This is a genomic window from Acinetobacter sp. YH12142 (assembly GCF_013418435.1).
Classification (GTDB): domain Bacteria; phylum Pseudomonadota; class Gammaproteobacteria; order Pseudomonadales; family Moraxellaceae; genus Acinetobacter; species Acinetobacter amyesii.
The window spans coordinates 1-19,262 of record NZ_VPCB01000001.1 but is presented as its reverse complement, the minus strand read 5'-3'; the positions used below and the strand labels follow the sequence as shown (position 1 = coordinate 19,262).

Genomic DNA, 19,262 nt, shown 5'->3' with positions numbered 1-19,262 from the left:
ATGGGCGTTTTTGATCGTGCTTACAATAGACCTCAAATTTGATCAAGACTGCATTGCAAGGATAAAAAGCACGCATTATCGGACCATCGCTTTCAAGATGGAAAGATTGTTCTCGGCGCCAAATTTATCGCATAATATCCGCAATCTCTTCGTTTTATTTAAAGAAATATTCATCTTTCTTCACAGTTTCTCTGCATTTAATGCGTACAGTAGTGATATTGAAGATAAATTACTCATGAGGGTTGAACATGAAAAAGATTTTGCCAATTTTGGCTATTTCTTTCAGTGCTTTAATAGCAAGCAGCATCACGTCTGCAGCGCCTCACTTCAAGAACGATGAACGTGGCTTTGATGGCCCACGCGGCAATGCATATGGTCAAATGAAAAAAGATCGTGATTACCGTGGTTATCAGGACGATGACGATCTTGAAGATCGACGCCGTATGCGTGAACAACGTGGAGTCAAACGTTTGCAACAACATAAATGGCAAACGGGCTATGTGATGCCACAGCATTATCGTGGTAATGGTTATAAAGTCGATTATAAAGACCATAACTTACCTAAACCATCGCGTAATCAGCAATGGTATAAAATCAATAATGACTACATATTGGTCAACTCAGATAGTAACAGTATTCTGAAAATTTTAGGTATGTAAGCCGTTTTGAATTTAATTTCGCCATATTTTTAAAGTCCAGATCAACTCTGGGCTTTTTTTATGAGTTTTTTTTAATGTTTAACCGCAAAAGCTGATGCTGCCTAGCGTTCAGATCATTTACACACCTTCAAATTTCCTCCATACATTTCACAATTCAACTATATTGCCCCCACGCTTTCTCTGAACTTTCTCGCTAATTTTGAATCATCGAAAAACAGATTAGAAATGTATAGAGGTGTCCCATGAACAAAATCGTATCGAGTTTAGTTCTTTCCGTATCGGCTTTGATGGCAACAACAGCAGCCATTGCTGCGCCAGACCATCGTCAAGATGACCGCCGTTACCATCCGTCATACCAACATCAAGACAACCGTTGGGACAAAGATCACCGTCCGAGTAATTGGAATAACAACAACCGTTATGACAATAATCGCTACGACCGTAATGACTTTCGTCGTGTAAATCCAAGCCGCGATTGGCGTGTTGGTCAAAGCTTTCCTCGTTATTTCGATTCAAGCCGCTACAAAGTGAGTGACCGTGAAGCGCGCCGCTTACCGAACACCGGTCGTTATCAACAATGGTACAAAATCAATGGTGACTACGTGCTAGTCAATGATCGTACCGATCGCATCATTCGCATTAAGAATGGCTAATCATTCGACGATCTCTTAAGTCCCTTTCCCAACACCTGAACACTGTTCAGGTGTTTTTTATCAAATGGAGCGTAAAACTCTGTCCTTCAGGTCAGAGATATAAGCGACACGACATGAAGTGTCGTTTGATTTAACTAAGGACTATTTTCCTTGAGTTTTGATTGTTAATATAAGTACATGAAAACCCTTAAATTACGTATAAAAGACAAACATTGCAAGGTGTTAGACCAACTAGCATCAGAAGTGAACTTCGTCTGGAATTATGTCAATGATTTAGGGTTTAGGCATTTGAAGCGGAAAGGTGAATTTCTCTCTGCTTTTGATATTGCCAAATATACGAAAGGCACATCCAAAGAATGTAATTTACATAGTCAAACCATTCAGGCTGTAACTGAAGAATTAGTCACCCGAAGAAAGCAATTTAAAAAGGCAAAGCTGAAATGGCGTGTCAGCAATAAAAAATCAGCAAGGCGCTCTTTGGGATGGATTCCCTTTAAAAAGGTGGCTATCAAATATGCCAATGGATATGTCCAGTATGGAAAACACCAATTTAAGCTTTGGGATAGCTACGGATTAAGCAAATACACGTTAAAAACAGGTTCATTTGTAGAGGATAGCCGTGGGCGTTGGTATGTATGTCTTGTTGTTGAATCGCCTAAGCAAGATAAATCGACAGCAACCCAAGCGATTGGTATTGATCTAGGCTTAAAAGATATTGCCACCTGTTCTGATGGCACAGTAATTTCAAATCCAAAATTCTATCGAAAATATGAGCAGAAATTAGGTATTGCTCAGAGAGCCAGGAATAAGAAGCGTGTTCGTGCATTACACGCCAAGATTGCAAATAGTCGAAAAGATCATTTGCATAAAGCAAGCACCAAGCTTGTGAATGAAAATGCATTGATTATTGTAGGTGACTTGAGTGCTAAAAAATTAGTAAAAACCAAAATGGCAAAATCTGTTTTGGATACAGGATTTTCTGCACTAAAAACAATGCTCAAGTATAAATGCGAGAACGCAGGCGTATTGTTTGAAGAAGTCCAAGAAGCCTATACCACCCAACTCTGTTCGTGCTGCGGTGAGATCACCTCAAGTAGTCCCAAAGGTAGTACAGATCTTGGAATAAGAGAATGGGAGTGCATGAGCTGTGGTACAGCTCATGATCGAGATATAAACTCAGCTCTAAACATTCTTGCGCTTGGGCATAAGCGTCTAGCTGTAGGAATCACCCTCTTTTAAGGGGGTGAGGATGTCAAATTTGCTTTCCGCTGTCATATGTTTTTGTTTAGAATCATCCATACCAAAGCGAATAAACAGGCATAGGCATGCAAACGAATATCACTGAACCATCTTCCAGCACAACCTTACAGTATGTGCATTGGTTCCGTCATTCTGCACCCTATATTAATGCGCATCGCAACAAAACCTTTGTCATCATGTTTGATGGTGAAGCGCTGCAACATGAAAATTTTCAACACATTATTCATGATATTGCCTTATTACACTCACTTGGTATTCGTCTAATTTTGGTGCATGGTGCTCGTCCGCAAATCAATCATAATTTACAAAGCAGCGGCATCAAGACACCATTTCATCATCACCGTCGCATCACCACTCGCGAATCCTTACCTGCGGTGATGAATGCCGTCGGTTCCATTCGTCTGCAAATTGAAGCCCTCCTGTCTATGGGTTTAGCCAACTCACCGATGTACGGCGCGCGTATTGATGTGGTCTCAGGCAATTTGGTCACGGCAAAACCGTATGGCATTCGTGACGGTATCGATTTTCAACTGTCTGGTGAAGTTCGTTCCGTCGATATCGATGCGATTCAACGTCATTTAGAGAGCCAAAATATTGTGGTGCTTGGGCCAACAGGTTATTCCACGACAGGTGAAGTGTTTAATTTATTGGCTGAAGAAGTTGCGACCAAAACCGCCATCAGCTTAAAAGCGGATAAGTTGATTTTCTTGGGCAAACAACATGGTTTGCACAATGAACATGGGCAGCTACAACGCGAAATTACGCCTCATCAACTTGATCAGCATATTTTGCAATATCAAGATTCTAACCCCGACATAGCCCTGCATTTAAGCGTTGCCAAAGATGCTTCCCTTCAAGGCGTACACCGTGTTCATCTCATTTCCTATGCCTATGATGGCGCATTGATCGAAGAATTGTTCACGCGTGACGGCTCTGGCACCATGATCACTGATGCGCATTATGAAGAAGTGCGTACTGCCGATATTCAAGATGTTGGCGGCTTAATCAATCTCTTACGCCCTCTCGAACAAGAAGGCATCTTGGTTTATCGCTCACGCGAACGTCTGGAAAATGAAATTGGACAATTTGCAGTGATTGAACGTGACGGTACGATTTTGGCCTGCGCTGCGTTATACCCGATTCCTGTCACAGGGAATGAAAAACGCTCTGCTGAAATCGCGTGCGTAGCTGTGCATCCGGGGTATCGAAAATCAAATCGCGGTAGCCAAATTTTGCATTATTTAGAAGAAAAAGCGCGAGATTTAGGTATTGAACAATTGTTTATTTTGACCACACGGACAGCGCATTGGTTCCTTGAACAAGGTTTTGAACAAGTCAGTGTCGATGACTTACCGAATGCCCGTCAGGCCTTATACAACTACCAAAGAAACTCATTGGTTTGTAAAAAGTCACTTTAAAGTGGCTTTTTTTATGCGCTGAATAGCATTATTTTGCATAAGGTTATGCCTAATCCCTTGGCTATCCCCCTCAAATCACTTTGCAAGCCACAGAATAACCATATCTGCCATTTAAATAACCCAAATAAATAAATAATTTCAATAACTTAAAATAATACTTTGACACATTATATGTTTTTCTAAAATCATAATTTTTCATAAGTTTTGCTGATTTTTATTTATCTTTTTTCCTGATTTTAAATTTAAGTTTTCTTATTTTTTTCGAAAAAGAAAACTCTTTAGCTTATGTGTTCATAAATCAACAGTTCTGCAAATTTAGACCTTTATAGGAGCAACACATGCGTACTCACAAAGTAAAACTTTGGACAAAAACACTTGTACTGTCTACAGCGGTTGTGGGTGCCATGATGATGTCGGGCTGTGGCAAAAAAGAGGCTGATGAAAATGTCACCTTAAATATTGGCTTCCAAAAATATGGCTTATTGCCAATTTTAAAAGAACGCGGAACCTTAGAAACAGCCTTAAAAAGCCAAGGTGTAAATATCAAATGGGTGGAATTTCCTGCGGGTCCACAGCTGCTTGAAGGGCTCAATGTGGGCAGCGTGTCATTTGGTGAAGTCGGTGAAGCACCGCCTATCTTTGCTCAAGCCGCTCAAACCGATTTGGTTTACATTGCCAACCAACCTGCAGTTCCAAAAGCTGAAGCGTTAATTGTGCAAAAAGATTCGGCTATTCACAGTATTCAGGACTTAAAAGGTAAACGTGTGGCCTTAAACAAAGGCTCAAACGTGCATTACCTGTTGCTCAAGCTGTTGGAAGCCAATCAGCTTAAATTTAGCGACATCAATGTCGTGTATTTACCACCTGCCGACGCACGTGCTGCTTTTGAAAAAGGTGCCGTTGATGCATGGGTAATTTGGGACCCGTTCCTTTCTGCTGCTGAGCATCAACTTAATGCTCGCAGCATTGCCAATGGCGAAAACTTGGTGAAGAACTACCAGTTCTATTTGGCCGATCGTAAATTTGCTCAGGAAAATCCAAAAGTGCTGCAAGCTGTGGTGAATGAGTTGAATTTGACCACGCAATGGGTCTCAAAAAATCAAGACGAAGCGGCCAAGTTACTCGAAGGCAAAACTGGCTTAGGTCTGGATGTACTTAAAACATCTATTTCACGCTTAGGCAATCAAGTGACGCCGATTACTGCACAAGTGGTGCAGGAGCAGCAGCAAGTCGCTGATGCGTTTTATAACGAAAAATTAATTCCCAATAAATTAAATATTGAGTCGGCCATTATCAAATAAGTCGACTACAGCATAAGGGCGATGCCATGCGTATTCTAAGAACATTTTCCATACTGACTTTAGCCACTTTGGCCCTTGGACTCAGTGCCTGCCAAAAACAAGAAACAGCACAGCAGGATGGTGAAAAACCAGCTGAAACAGCCGTAAAAACCTTGGTTATCGGTTTCCAAAAATCAGCCTTAAATTTACTGGTTGCCCGTGAACAAAAGCTCTTTGAACAACAATTTCCCGGCGCTCAGATTGAATGGAAGGAATTCCCTGCTGGCCCACAAATGTTAGAAGCCCTTGCGGTCGGTGCGGTGGATTATGGCTATGTCGGCAACACCCCGCCTATTTTTGCCCAAGCTGCCAATAAAGACCTGAATTATATTGGCTATGAAGTGGTGCCTGAACAGTCGCTTGCTGTCGTGATTCCAGCGGACAGCTCAATCAAAACCATTCAAGAATTACGTGGTAAACGCGTTGCTGTACAAAAAGGCTCGAGTGCGCATGAGTTATTAGCCAAGACTTTAGAAAAAGCCGGTTTGACGTGGAGCGACATCCAACCAATTTGGATTCCACCAGCAGATGCACGAGCCGCATTTGATAAAAAATCAATTGATGCATGGGCCATTTGGGACCCGTTTTTATCTGCAGCGGAGTTGGATGCTCAAGCTAAAGTGCTGATTCAATCTGGTGATTTTCCAAAGACCTATTCATTTTATGTGGCAAATCCAAAGGTCGTTCAAGCACACCCTGATGCCCCAGCTAAATTTTTGAAGGCCCTAGATGCTTCCGATCAGTGGATTGTGAAGAACCAAAATGTGGCTTTAGAGATTTATCAAAACAGCACTGGGCTGCAAAAGAATATTGCTGCGCAAGCCTTTTCTCGCCGATCTAAACCATCTCCTGTGCGACCGCTGACACCTGAGGTCATTCAAGCACAGCAAAATATTGCGGACTTATTTAAACAAGTCCAACTGATTCCAAACAACATTCAAGTCCAAAAGCAAGTTTGGACACCTTCATCACATTGATACCCGAGCCATCAAAAATACAAGGAACTGAACATGAAAATTTTCTGGTTTATCCCTACCCACGGTGACAGTCGCTACTTAGGAACAAGTAAAGGTGCGCGCCAAGTCGATCATGCCTACATGAAGCAAATTGCAGTAGCGGTGGATAATCTTGGCTATGAAGGCGTTCTGATTCCGACAGGTCGTTCATGTGAAGATCCATGGCTTACAGCTGCAAGCTTGATTGATGCCACTAAAAATTTAAAATTTCTAGTCGCGCTACGTCCGGGGGTGACAACGCCTGCACTGACTGCACGAATGGCTGCAACATTTGACCGTTTATCTGGCGGCCGTATCTTACTGAACTTAGTCACAGGCGGTGATGAGCAGGAACTCAAGGGTGATGGTGTCTATGAAGATCATACGACGCGTTACCAAACTGCTGCTGAATACACCACCATTTGGCGTGAAATTTTAACCCGCTCACATACCGGTGAAAGCTATACCTTCCATGGCGAACGTTTGAGTGTAGACGACGCCAAATTACTCTATCCACCGGTACAAAAACCTTATCCACCACTATGGTTTGGCGGTTCGTCAGAAGCTGCTGTTGAACTCGCGACAGATCAAGTTGACACCTATTTAACTTGGGGTGAGCCACCTGCTGCGGTAAAAGAAAAAATTGCAGTGGTGCGTGAAAAAGCCAAAGCCAAAGGACGTGAACTGAATTATGGCATTCGTTTACATGTCATTGTACGCGAAACCAATGAAGAGGCATGGAAAGCAGCTGAAGAACTAATCCAATATGTCGACGATGCCACCATTGCAGCCGCGCAAGCCAAGTTCAAAACCATGGACTCTGTAGGGCAACGCCGTATGGCTGAACTGCACAATGGCGACCGTAGCAAATTAGAAGTATCTCCAAACTTATGGGCAGGTGTTGGATTGGTTCGTGGTGGTGCAGGTACGGCACTCGTTGGTGATCCTGAAACTGTAGCCGCACGTATTCAAGAATATGCCGATCTCGGGATTAGCACCTTTATTTTCTCTGGTTACCCACACCTAGAAGAGTCTATCCGTTTTGCAGAATTGGTGTTCCCACTACTGCCATTGGAAACACGTCAAAAATTGGTTCAACCAAACTTAACAGGCCCATTTGGTGAGATTGTCGCGAACAACTACACCCCAGATGAAAATAAAAAAGCTGAAAAGATTCAGGAGCCGGCCTAATGTCCAAAACTGTTTCTGTTGAAACCTTCAAAGCACCGAAGGTTTCACGTGGAACACAACTCGGGCAGCGTTTGCTGCCTTGGTTGTTTCCTATTGCATTAATTATTGTGTGGCAAATTGCCTCTGTTACAGGGCTGTTAGAAAGTCGTATTTTGCCTGCGCCAAGTGCGGTGGTGGTGGCCTTTTGGAACTTACTGATCAGTGGTGAACTGTGGAAGCATGTTCAAATCAGTGCAGGTCGTGCTTTGGTTGGACTTCTAGTCGGCGGTGGTTTAGGTCTTTTTTTAGGTCTGCTGAATGGTTCATCCAAAACAGCATCGACGCTACTCGATACCACGCTGCAAATGATCCGTAACATTCCTGCTCTTGCCCTGATTCCCTTGGTGATTTTATGGTTTGGGATCGATGAATCGGCCAAACTTTTTTTAGTCGCTATTGGCGTATTCTTTCCCATTTATATCAATACCTATCATGGTATTCGTTCTGTAGACCCTCAACTGATTGAAATGGGCAAAAGCTACGGTTTGAGTGGCTGGCAACTGTATAAAGAAATCATTCTACCGGGGGCGATGCCGTCTATTTTGGTTGGTCTGCGTTTTTCACTCGGGCTCGTTTGGGTTTTGTTGATTGTGGCAGAAACCATTTCTGCACAAGCCGGCATCGGTTATATGACCATGAATGCACGCGAATTTCTACAAACCGATATCGTCTTGGTCGGGATTTTATTGTATGCCCTACTCGGTAAATTAGCCGATGTACTGGCTGTTGCCTTAGAAAAATATTTACTCCGTTGGCACTCGGGTTACCAAAAATAAGGAGCATGTGATGACCGATTTAAGCATAAGCCGTCATGCAGACGACTCAACCCAACCTCAGCGTTCTTCAGTCGAGGATATCAACCCCCATGCGGTGTTGGGCGCAGAGATCCTGATTGAACAACTACACAAATTTTATGGCGATGTTAAAGTCCTTGAGGACCTTGACCTGCATATTCAACCCGGTGAATTCTTGGCAATTGTCGGTCGTAGTGGCTGTGGTAAAAGTACCCTGCTTCGCCTCATCGCCGACTTAGAAAAGCCCAGTTATGGCGAAATTAAATTTAAGTCTGCACGTCATATTCGTGAAGGCATCACCAGTGATGATATTCGTGTGATGTTCCAAGACCCTCGCCTTCTGCCTTGGCGTAGCATTGAGAAAAATGTACAACTTGGTTTAAGCAAAGACCAACATGCCAATGCCACAGCACTCCTCGAGAAAGTTGGTTTAAAAGACAAAGCGGGGCTTTGGCCAACACAGCTATCAGGGGGGCAACGTCAACGTACTGCACTGGCACGTGCTTTGTCACATAAACCACGCATTTTGCTGCTAGATGAACCACTGGGTGCGCTCGATGCCTTAACACGTTTAGATATGCAGAATTTGATTGAAAAACTCTGGACTGAACAAGGGTTTACCGCGATTTTGGTCACGCATGATGTGAGTGAAGCCGTACAGTTGGCAGACCGAATTATCTTGCTGGATAAAGGCCATATTGCCAAAGAATTTAGTGTCGATTTGACCCGTCCACGAAAAAAAGGCATTGAATTTACTGAACTTGAACAACAAGTCTTACAAGCGGTCTTGGCCACTTAAGCTGTACTTGTGCAGGAAATCATCACTTAAACCGTGTGACTTCCTGTCCTATTCAAGAACAATATCGCAACAAAACCATATTTAGCATTGAGGGGAGATTTATCGCCTGTTGACAAATACATCACAAAAATTACGATAAATCATATAAATCCATGATTAAAAATAATGATTTATTTAAATTTCACCCTAAAATGATTATTTGAAATATTATGGTATTCGTCGTATTTATTTGACCGTTGAACAGAATAAACTGCCAAAATTCATAAAATTAGAAACGATGATTGTGCACAAATCTGTTGATTTGCCGTACAATTCAATATTCCCTTTTCATTTTCTTAAAAGAGCTAATGGAACAAAAAAAGAGTACCCAGAAACGCCACCAGTTGCTTAATGCAGCACTGGATGTCTTTTCCCTGTATGGCTTCAATGGCGCCAGCTTGGATGAGATCGCACAGATTGCAGAAATGCATAAATCGAATATTTTCTATTACTATGAAAATAAAGAAGCGCTTTATGTTGAAGTTCTGACAACGGTTCTACAAAAGTGGCTTGCTCCGCTACAAATGTTGGAAGCAGACCTTGAGCCTGAAGAAGCGATCACCAATTATCTATTGCAGAAAATTGAAGTATCTCGTACGCAACCGAAAGCCTCACGTTTGTTCGCACTTGAAGTCATTCAGGGCGCACCACACATTCTTGAAATTTTAAAAGGCCCACTAAAAAAATTAGTTAAACGCAAAGCCAAAGTCATCAGCAACTGGCAAGAGCAAGGTAAAATTTCAAAAGATATTGATCCAGAACTTTTAATTCTGAACATTTGGGCAATTACGCAAAACTATGCTGACTTTGCAACCCAAATGGAAATGGTCACTGGAAAAACCTTACGTAATCGCAGTATGCAACAACGGATTATTCAACATACCGTTCATATGATGCTTTACGGTGTAATTCCACGCCCAGAAAAGTAAATTGAATTGGGTCGAATTGGCATACGACCATAGCATTCTATGGTCGCCGACCGAAATTAGCTAAATGCCTTATTTGACTGTTTGATATAATTTCAATAATTTCTTTGCGCCGAATAATAAATTTTCTTCCCAATCCAGATGCGCTGTGTCATTCGCACCATCGGTAATATATTTTACCGATACAAAGCGAACACCCAGTTTTTTACATACTTTAGCGATTGCGTAGCCTTCCATATCGACAAGATTACACGGTACTTTCGGCAGCCCAGTTTCAAAGCTGTCGCCTGTACCACAAATTCCTTTAGGCAAATGGCTAAACATGCTCTCTGGCTGAATTTCAGCAGGATGATCGGTATCCATCGGCGTCACCCCCACATCAAAACCCAAAGGCGATACATCCATATCCCGTTGTACAAATTGAGCTACTTCAACCAAAGCATGTGCATCAAAATGTGAACTTCCCGCAGTGCCCAAATTCAGCAAAGTATGACATCCGGTTTTTTGAATCACATCAAAGGCTTTAAATGCGGCATTGACTTTACCAATACCACTGTAATGCACTTCAATGCCTGCAGCTTCAAATAAGCCTTTAGATTCACTCGGCAGTGCCATAATTAAAGCGATTTGCTGACGCATAGCGGTCTCCTCAAATTGATGCCTTCATATAGCATACATTTGCACGTGCGCAGAAAAAATCATCTTCAAAAATCACATTGCTCAGAAAAATAAATTCCTCACGCAGATTTCAATGCTATCAAATTTGAAATTGCATCGGACGTTTGCCAATAAATGACGGTGCCAATTGTTGGTCATGACGTAAGGCATCTAAAATCTTCTCTAAGGCAATATGTGCCATATCCCCTCTCACACTATGCGAATGGGTCATCGGCATATGCTCGATGCCAGCTCTTCGCGCTGACAAAATTTTAATGTCTTGTTTGTTGACCACCCAAGTATAGGCATTCACAGCCGGCATCAATGCCTTAGACAACAATTTTGGAATGGGAAATTTATAGCTAACACAGGTATAAACCCTTGACTCAAATGGCCCCACAGGGCTAATCAGACTATTAAACACCATGCCCGACGGCTCTCCCCAATGGTACTCCACCAAGGTAATATTCGGTGCGATAAAACTGTCGCGGTGAACCTGTTCAGCACCATGCGGATTGGTCAGCCATGGCATCATGCCAACATCTGCATCATGGTCATGATAGTCAACGACTACTTTGCGCGGCCCGACATCTATGGTGGCATCCACGGCTTTTCCGGACTCTGAACGAAACCAGCCTTCATGCACAAATATGGTATGAGTCACATCCATAATATTCTGTGCAACAGCGCCCATCTCGCCATCATAACTGCCGACCATGTAATAGCTGACCCAACCGGCTTGATCATAAAATGGTAATTTAAATATTTCTGGGCGTTCTTGTTTTGGCTTTTCACCGAGATAAATCCATACCACCCCATCTTGCTCACACACATCAAAACTACGCTGTTTAAAGGGATGCGGTTTTTCTGGAAAAAATTGTCCATTGACACTGGGAATATGCGCCACATGGCCATCACCCTGATACGACCAACCATGATATGGACATGTCACGCAGCCATCAGTCATTTTACCCTGAGACAAAGGCACACCACGATGCACACATTGATCGAGCAATGCAGCGGCTCTTCCATCTTTTTGTCGGAACAGGACAATTTTTTTACCATACAGGGTGGCTGAAAAAGGTTGATCTTTTTTGAGTTCTTTAGAGGTACAAGCGACGTACCATTCTTCTAATAATCCTTTGGCATCATCCCAAAAACGGGTTTGATTACACATAATTCGATCCTTATTTTTATCTTTTTTGTTTTAATCCATATGCCTTGCTCTAGCACCTACACTACAAGCAAGTTTATATCTCGAAGCCAGTTGATCTCTCGAAAATACGCGCAAATTTTATACATGAATGTTTTGCTTGGATAGCAAAATAACGTAACTGCATCACACGCTTGCAGAAGCTCTATATTTGTTTGTTGAAATCCGTCAAAGCCAACGCGCTATATTTTTCTTCAACGGATTTACATTCACCCGACATCATTTAAGATGTGCTCTGAGCATCACAATACGCTTTTAAACACGGAGAAAAAAATAAGCTGCCACGATAAAACCCTTGTATGGTTTTCAGCATCACCAATAACCAAAGCGTACAGAGCAAAACTGCAAAAAAGGTGCCGCACTGTTGGATAGCATTTAATTGCGTATGTTCCGCCAAATTGATGACCGCCAAACTAAAAACGCCGAATGGAAATGTCATCGCCCACCACCCGAGATTAAAGAGTAAATCTCGTAAATGTTTTAGCGTGATGAGTATAGCGATTCCAAACCACCATATACCAAATCCGAGCAGAACAAGGGCTGCGAACACACCGCCTTGAAGCAACACCTGTCCTAAATCTGCCAAGTCTACTGCTGTCAAAATACGTGGGGCTTGCTCGCCCAAAAGTAACAGCGCTAAAGCCCCTGTCCCAATCGGTCCTAAGGCCAACCAACTGCTGATCGCCATTTCCTTACTTGGCAATTGATGTAAAGCCAGACGCAGCAACAAGATACTTAAGATGGCAAATGCAGGAAATACTGAGATTCCCCAGAAAAATATGGACAGCATGGGCCTGTGCAGGTAAATGCGCCAACAATAAACCACCTGAACTGGCAGCCACCTCGCAAGCCACTATCGGCAATAACCATACTGCGGTCATGCCTTGCAGCGCATGTTGCTGACGACTAAACATCAGAAAGGGAACACACCATGCAATCGCAATTGCCATCAACACATCGACATACCATAAATATTCAGCCCATGTGATGATGCTTACGCCCAAAAACTCAGTGTACAGCGTGGTGCCAAATTTCAATGCGCCATTGATCAGGGTTGCCAGTGCCATGGGGATTGCCCCAAGAAATAAACTCATCACCGGATGCTGGAAAATCTGCTTGGCTTCTTGTGGATACAAGATCCATCGGCTGAGATACATCCCACTAAACAATATGAACAACACGATGCTGATCTGCCACAGCGCTGCTCCGAAGGACCACATCCACTGCGGCGCCACCGCTATAGATGGTAAAATGAGGGCCACCACACCTGTGCCCATCACCACCGTAAACCAGTTTGGGGTGAAATGACGAATCAAGTCTTGTTTATGCTGGAGTTGATAAAATGGCATTTTCATCGCATGATGCTCATCAAAATGGAATGTCTATAGTTTAAGCACACCATTAAACAAGAAAAATTGATTAATATTTATTTTTATAATTTATTTTATTGATAGTAAATTCATCTCTGCATAAAAAAACTTGAGTAAAAACACAACAACAAGACGAACGCAGAAGATTATGGCAATATATAGCCCTCAAACATTTTCAACAATTGATTCGCCCATGAAGCTGCTCCGTCTGAATGCTTTAGCGCCCCACTTAGAACTCCCCAAAACTGCCGTGACCATTGGCAATTTTGATGGTGTACATTTGGGTCATCAAGCGATGGTCAGCCAGCTAAAAGACATAGCACAGCAACAAAACTTAAAAACAGCTGTGATGATTTTTGAGCCACAACCGCTTGAATTCTTTAAAGCTTATGATGCACCGCCTCGAATCAGTTCACTACGTGAAAAAGTCGAATATTTAACTGAACTAGGCGTCGACTATATTGTGGTGGCGAAATTTGACAATGCCTTTCGTAATCTCAGCGCCGAAGAATTTGCCGATATTTTAAAAAATAAACTCAATACACAAAGTTTAGTTTTGGGCGAAGATCATCACTTTGGCAAAAACCGCCAAGGCAATAGCGAATTTTTACGCCAATACGGCTTCCAAGTCACAGCCCTGCAAAATGTCGAAGTTGATGGCGAACGTGTCAGTTCGACACTGGTTCGTCAGACATTACAAGCAGGCGACCTTGCCCATGCCGCAAAACTTTTAGGTCGTCCTTATAGCATCACCGGTCGTGTGCAGTATGGCGATCAAATCGGTCGCACCATTAATTTTCCTACCATTAATGTGCGTTTAAACCGTCATAAACCTTGTTTAAATGGCATTTATGCAGTCGATGTCATTTGTGAAACCGAATCTTTAACAGATAAAGTAAAAAACGAAAATGCTGACAAATTAGGGGTTGCAGGTTATGCACCCTCTGCCCTGTTTGGTGCAGGGCATGTTGGTACGCGTCCCGCGATTAAACAGGAACATCCTGAATGGCGATTAGAAGTACATTTTCCTGATGTTTCTGCTAATCTGTATGGCCTGTTAATGCGGGTGACGTTCTTGAACTTTTTACATGGCGAAAAGGACTACCCTTCGCTTGAAGCATTGAAAGCCGGAATTGATGACGACGTCGAAAAACTCCTTGAGTTTCGAGGTCAGCACCCTCATTTCCCCTTTTAAACCCCGATTATTTATTGTAAAACGCGTCAGTCAACGGGCTGATAAATTTGGAAGACAACTTGCATGAGCGATAAGCAAACTCCTGAAAATGCAGTGGATTATAAAGCCACGCTAAACCTCCCAGGTACTGAATTTGCGATGAAAGCAAATCTCGCAGTACGTGAAGCGAAATGGTTAGAAGAGTGGTATGCCGACAACATTTATCAGCAGATTCGTGCATCGCGTATTGGCAAGAAAAAATATGTGCTTCATGACGGCCCTCCATACGCAAATGGCCAAATCCACTTAGGCCATGCGGTAAACAAAGTCCTGAAAGACATCATCATCAAAAGCCGTGTAATGGACGGTTTTGACGCGCCGTATGTGCCGGGCTGGGACTGTCACGGTCTTCCAATCGAACTGAAAGTTGAAGAAAAAGTCGGTAAAGTCGGCGTGAAAGTAGATGCCTCAACTTTCCGTAAAGCATGCCGTGAATATGCTTACACCCAAGTCGAATTACAAAAGAAAGACTTCGTGCGTATGGGCGTATTTGGTGATTGGGACAATCCGTACCTCACCATGAACTTCAAACAAGAAGCCGACATCGTTCGTTCGCTCGGTGAGATTGCCAAAGCAGGCCATATTGAGCCGGGTCTTAAACCTGTGAACTGGTGTTTGGACTGTGGTTCTGCCTTAGCTGAAGCTGAAGTGGAATACGAAGACAAAAAATCAGATGCGATTGACGTTGGTTTTAGCGTTGTTGATTTAGCTGATTTATCTGCACGCCTAGGTGTTACAGTTAGCGATTCTACAGATATCGTGATCTGGACAACTACGCCTTGGACCATGCCTGCCAACCAAGCGGTTGCTCTACACGCTGAGCTTGAATACCAATTGGTGAAAGCAACTGGCGAAGACAAAGCAGCGCAAAACTTCATCCTTGCAAAATCATTGGTTGAATCTGCAACTCAGCGTTATGGTTTTAACGCAGTAGAAGTGATTGCTGAATTTGCTGGTGCAAAACTTGAAAATCTAGTACTACAACATCCGTTAATTGCTGAACGCCAAGTGCCAGTGATTTTGGGTGAGCATGTCACAGACGGCAGTGGTACAGGTGCTGTGCATACCGCGCCAGGCCATGGTGTGGACGACTATAAAGTTGGCTTACAGTACAACCTGAAAGTCGACAATCCAGTTGGCGGCAACGGTGTATATTTACCGACTGCGCCAATTTTTGCAGGCGAACACATCTACAAAGCCAATCCAAAAATCATTGCTGCTTTAACCGAAGCAGGCAAACTTTGGGCACATGTGGTGATCAAACATAGCTACCCACATTGCTGGCGCCATAAAACACCGATTATCTTCCGTGCAACACCGCAATGGTTCATCAGCATGGATGCAAAAGGTTTACGCCAAGGTGCATTGAACGCGATTGAAAATGACATCAGCTTCGTACCGGATTGGGGTAAAAACCGTATCCAATCGATGATTGAAGGTCGTCCAGATTGGTGTATCTCACGTCAACGTACATGGGGCGTGCCAATTCCATTCTTCGTGCATAAAGATACCAACGAACTTCACCCGCGTACCCCTGAGCTAATCGAAGAAGTCGCGAAGCTGATTGAACAAGAAGGTATTGACGGTTGGTATAACCGTGATGCGTCTGAGTTTATCGGTGCAGATGCAGAGCAGTACAATGCAGTTCGTGACACTCTAGACGTTTGGTTTGACTCTGGAACAACACACTTTGCAGTACTTCGTGAACATGAAGAATTGCAAGACCCTGCTGACTTGTACCTTGAAGGTTCTGACCAACATCGTGGCTGGTTCCAATCTTCATTGTTAACATCTATGGCGATTAATAACCGCGCACCTTACAAAGGCTTATTGACTCACGGCTTCGTTGTGGACGAAAAAGGCCGCAAAATGTCGAAGTCGATCGGTAACGTGATCACTCCGCAAGACATCATTAAAGACATGGGTGCAGATGGCCTACGTTTCTGGATTGCGTCTGCAGACTACCGTTATGAAATGACTGCAGGTAAAGAAATCTTCAGCCGTGCATCAGATGGTTACCGCCGTATCCGTAATACGTTGCGTTTCTTGTTGGCTAACTTGAATGGCTTCAAACCATCGACTGATGCTTTGCCTGTCGATCAATTGATCGCACTGGATCAATACATCTTGCAACGTGCTGCGGAAGTACAAAAAACTATTCAACAAGCTTATGAAGATATGAACTTCCATATCGTGACTAGCGCATTGACCAACTTCTGTATTAATGACTTGGGTGGTTTCTATCTCGACATCATCAAAGACCGTCAGTACACCACCAAAGCAGACTCAGCAGCGCGTCATTCTGCACAAACGGCGTTGTATCACTTGGTTCAAGCCTTTGTCCGTTGGATGTCTCCTATCTTGAGCTTTACCGCACAAGAAGCTTGGCCGTTGATTCCAGAGCAATCTGAGAAATATGTATTTACTGCGGAGTGGTATGACATTCCTGTAGCCTCTACAGCGAATCTGGTGACTGAAGCTGAATGGCAAACCTTGATCACCGTCAAATCTGCGGTGAACAAGTTTATTGAAGCTGCACGTACTGCAAAAACTGTGGGTTCAAACTTGTCTGCCAAAGTTGAACTTTGGGCCAATGCTGAGCTGAAAGCTGTTTTAGACAAATTCGGTGAAGAACTGCGTTTTGTCCTCATCACTTCTCAAGTGATTGTCAATGCGTTTGATGCAGCGCAAGGTGAAGCCTCTGACCTTGACGGTTTAAATGTCAAAGTCTCTGCTGCTGATGGTGAAAAATGTGCACGCTGCTGGCATGTACTGCCAGATGTGAATACACATCACGAACATCCAGGTCTTTGTTCTCGTTGTATTATTAACCTTCCTACAGGTCAAGGCGAAGAGAGAAAATATGCCTAATCCACAAGAAAAAAAGGGCTTCTTTCAATTCTACCCACACAATTTAGTGTGGGTGGGCTTATCCATTGTTGCCATTATTTTGGATCAATGGACCAAATGGATTGCAAGTACACATCTGAACTACGCAGATCCTGTACCTGTCATGCCCTTTTTAAATTGGACATTACTACATAACTATGGCGCTGCCTTTAGTTTCTTGTCCGATGCCGGTGGATGGCAACGTTATTTCTTTACTTCACTCGCAGGACTTGTGTCTGTCATTTTTGTATTTTGGCTCATGCGTATGCCAAAAAACGTGAAAGTCCTTCCAATTGCCATTGCCCTGATTTTAGGCGGCGCAATCGGCAACTTAATTGACCGCGTATCTTTAGGTTATGTGGTGGATTTCATTCACGTGTATTACAACAACAGCCACTTTCCTGCATTTAATATTGCAGACAGTGCCATTACATTAGGCACGATTCTGCTTCTTATCGATACGTTTTTCTTAGAAAAACACCGAATTCAACGTGCGGAAGCGCAAAATGACTGATTTTATCAATCCTAACGAGGAAACTCGTATTGAAGAAGGTTCTAAAGTAGACCTTCACTTTTCTGTTGCTATTGAAAATGGCGTAGAAATTGACAATACCCGTAGCCGTGCTGAACCTGTCAGCCTTGTCATGGGTGATGGCAGCTTATTACCGGGTTTTGAGAAAGCTTTATTCGGTTTACGTGCAGGTGACCGCCGTACTGTGAGCCTTCCTCCTGAAGATGCTTTTGGTCCATGGAACCCGGAAAACGTACAAAAATTTGATACTGTCAAATTTGAGCAACGTCCTGTTGAAGGCCATATGATTGAGTTTGAAGATAAAGCCAAACAAAGTCTGTATGGGGTGATCAAAACTGTAGGTGAAGACATTACCGAAGTGGATTTCAACCACCCTCTAGCCGGTAAAAATATCACCTTTGAAGTTGAAATTTTCAAAGTGACCCCTGCCGGTCAACAAGGCGTGAAACTGATCTAAGTTTCAGCAAATGAAAGCTCCTTCGGGAGCTTTTTTTTATCACTATTTTTATAACTATCAATCGACTCGATACATTTTCTGTATATGCAACGGACCGAATTCATATTAATTTAATGCAAGACTTTAAAACAAGACGGGAAATACCATGAAACTTCATATTATTGTCGGCAGTGTCCGCGAAGGCCGCACGGCAATTAAGATTGCCAACTGGCTACTTTCAGAAATCGAAAGCTATGACTACAGTACCGTAGAAACTGAAATTGTCGATTTAAAAGAATGGGATCTGCCTATTTTTGCAGGCGCACATCCACCATTAACCGGGATTTATGACCAACCCAAACAACAAGCATGGGCAGTTGACATCCTCACCCCCTTAAAAGAGGGTGATTCCTACAGCTAGACGCTTATGCCCAAGCGCAAGAATGTTTAGAGCTGAGTTTATATCTCGATCATGAGCTGTACCATAGCTCATGCACTCCCATTCTCTTATTCCAAGATCTGTCTTACCTTTTGGACTACTTGAGGTGATCTCACCGCAGCACGAACAGATTTGGGTGGTATAGGCTTCTTGGACTTCTTCAAACAATACGCCTGCGTTCTCGCATTTATACTTGAGCATTGTTTTTAGTGCAGAAAATCCTGTATCCAAAACAGATTTTGCCATTTTGGTTTTTTACTAATTTTTTAGCACTCAAGTCACCTACAATAATCAATGCATTTTCATTCACAAGCTTGGTGCTTGCTTTATGCAAATGATCTTTTCGACTATTTGCAATCTTGGCGTGTAATGCACGAAC

16 protein-coding genes and 3 pseudogenes are annotated in these 19,262 nt (G+C 43.0%); 15 read left to right on the top strand and 4 right to left on the bottom strand.

Annotation, left to right across the window (positions count from 1 at the left end; translation table 11 throughout):
- Positions 1-248 precede the first annotated feature (248 nt).
- The 10 genes from FTU77_RS00095 to FTU77_RS00050 all read left to right on the top strand — a co-directional run bounded on the left by FTU77_RS00095 (position 249) and on the right by FTU77_RS00050 (position 10,116).
- The gene (locus FTU77_RS00095; RefSeq protein ID WP_180022986.1) at positions 249-659 is read left to right on the top strand and encodes an RcnB family protein; all 411 of its coding nucleotides are present in this window, start codon (positions 249-251) and stop codon (positions 657-659) included.
- 242 nt (positions 660-901) lie between these two features.
- Positions 902-1,312, top strand: a complete 411-nt coding sequence (locus FTU77_RS00090; RefSeq protein ID WP_168379728.1) for an RcnB family protein — start codon at positions 902-904, stop codon at positions 1,310-1,312.
- 177 nt (positions 1,313-1,489) lie between these two features.
- A complete protein-coding gene (locus FTU77_RS00085) occupies positions 1,490-2,551 on the top strand; it encodes an RNA-guided endonuclease TnpB family protein (RefSeq protein WP_180054149.1) in 1,062 nt (353 codons plus the stop codon).
- An 86-nt stretch (positions 2,552-2,637) separates the two neighbouring features.
- Positions 2,638-3,990, top strand: a complete 1,353-nt coding sequence (argA, locus tag FTU77_RS00080; protein ID WP_180004326.1) for an amino-acid N-acetyltransferase — start codon at positions 2,638-2,640, stop codon at positions 3,988-3,990.
- Between the two features lie 338 nt (positions 3,991-4,328).
- Positions 4,329-5,291 (top strand): sulfonate ABC transporter substrate-binding protein, encoded by a 963-nt coding sequence (locus FTU77_RS00075; protein WP_180054147.1) that lies wholly within the window; start codon positions 4,329-4,331, stop codon positions 5,289-5,291.
- A gap of 26 nt (positions 5,292-5,317) precedes the next feature.
- Positions 5,318-6,307: an aliphatic sulfonate ABC transporter substrate-binding protein gene (locus FTU77_RS00070; RefSeq protein WP_180054145.1), complete on the top strand. Its 990-nt coding sequence runs from the start codon at positions 5,318-5,320 to the stop codon at positions 6,305-6,307.
- Between the two features lie 33 nt (positions 6,308-6,340).
- A complete protein-coding gene (ssuD, locus tag FTU77_RS00065; RefSeq protein WP_180054143.1) occupies positions 6,341-7,516 on the top strand; it encodes an FMNH2-dependent alkanesulfonate monooxygenase in 1,176 nt (391 codons plus the stop codon).
- A complete protein-coding gene (gene ssuC / locus FTU77_RS00060) occupies positions 7,516-8,331 on the top strand; it encodes an aliphatic sulfonate ABC transporter permease SsuC (protein ID WP_078190647.1) in 816 nt (271 codons plus the stop codon). The genes ssuD and ssuC overlap by 1 nt, the downstream gene beginning before the upstream one ends.
- 10 nt (positions 8,332-8,341) lie before the next feature.
- Complete coding sequence (locus FTU77_RS00055) at positions 8,342-9,148, top strand: ABC transporter ATP-binding protein (RefSeq protein ID WP_180027319.1); 807 nt, start codon at positions 8,342-8,344, stop codon at positions 9,146-9,148.
- A 347-nt stretch (positions 9,149-9,495) separates the two neighbouring features.
- A complete protein-coding gene (locus tag FTU77_RS00050) occupies positions 9,496-10,116 on the top strand; it encodes a TetR/AcrR family transcriptional regulator (protein ID WP_078190649.1) in 621 nt (206 codons plus the stop codon).
- Between the two features lie 69 nt (positions 10,117-10,185).
- Here the strand turns inward: FTU77_RS00050 and FTU77_RS00045 are convergent, their stop codons facing one another.
- The 3 genes and pseudogenes from FTU77_RS00045 to FTU77_RS00035 form a co-directional block, all read right to left on the bottom strand.
- Positions 10,186-10,752: a 5'-nucleosidase gene (locus FTU77_RS00045; protein WP_111886021.1), complete on the bottom strand. Its 567-nt coding sequence runs from the start codon at positions 10,750-10,752 to the stop codon at positions 10,186-10,188.
- 118 nt (positions 10,753-10,870) lie between these two features.
- Positions 10,871-11,947, bottom strand: a complete 1,077-nt coding sequence (locus FTU77_RS00040; RefSeq protein ID WP_180054141.1) for an aromatic ring-hydroxylating dioxygenase subunit alpha — start codon at positions 11,945-11,947, stop codon at positions 10,871-10,873.
- A gap of 259 nt (positions 11,948-12,206) precedes the next feature.
- A pseudogene (locus tag FTU77_RS00035) lies at positions 12,207-13,338 on the bottom strand (TDT family transporter).
- Between the two features lie 208 nt (positions 13,339-13,546).
- Between FTU77_RS00035 and ribF the strand changes: the two are divergent.
- The 5 genes and pseudogenes from ribF to FTU77_RS00010 all read left to right on the top strand — a co-directional run.
- On the top strand, positions 13,547-14,548 hold the full coding sequence (ribF, locus tag FTU77_RS00030) for a riboflavin biosynthesis protein RibF (protein ID WP_168379800.1): 1,002 nt from the start codon (positions 13,547-13,549) through the stop codon (positions 14,546-14,548).
- Positions 14,549-14,611: 63 nt separating this feature from the next.
- Complete coding sequence (gene ileS / locus FTU77_RS00025; protein ID WP_180054139.1) at positions 14,612-17,458, top strand: isoleucine--tRNA ligase; 2,847 nt, start codon at positions 14,612-14,614, stop codon at positions 17,456-17,458.
- Complete coding sequence (gene lspA / locus FTU77_RS00020) at positions 17,451-17,990, top strand: signal peptidase II (protein ID WP_078190655.1); 540 nt, start codon at positions 17,451-17,453, stop codon at positions 17,988-17,990. The genes ileS and lspA overlap by 8 nt, the downstream gene beginning before the upstream one ends.
- Entirely contained in the window at positions 17,983-18,465 is a 483-nt protein-coding gene (locus FTU77_RS00015; protein ID WP_078190656.1) for a peptidylprolyl isomerase, read from the top strand. The genes lspA and FTU77_RS00015 overlap by 8 nt, the downstream gene beginning before the upstream one ends.
- A gap of 145 nt (positions 18,466-18,610) precedes the next feature.
- Positions 18,611-18,820 (top strand): annotated as a pseudogene (locus FTU77_RS00010) (NADPH-dependent FMN reductase); the annotation flags it as partial.
- An 18-nt stretch (positions 18,821-18,838) separates the two neighbouring features.
- On the opposite strand, the pseudogene FTU77_RS00005 reads toward FTU77_RS00010, so the two are convergent.
- A pseudogene (locus FTU77_RS00005) lies at positions 18,839-19,262 on the bottom strand (RNA-guided endonuclease InsQ/TnpB family protein); the annotation flags it as partial.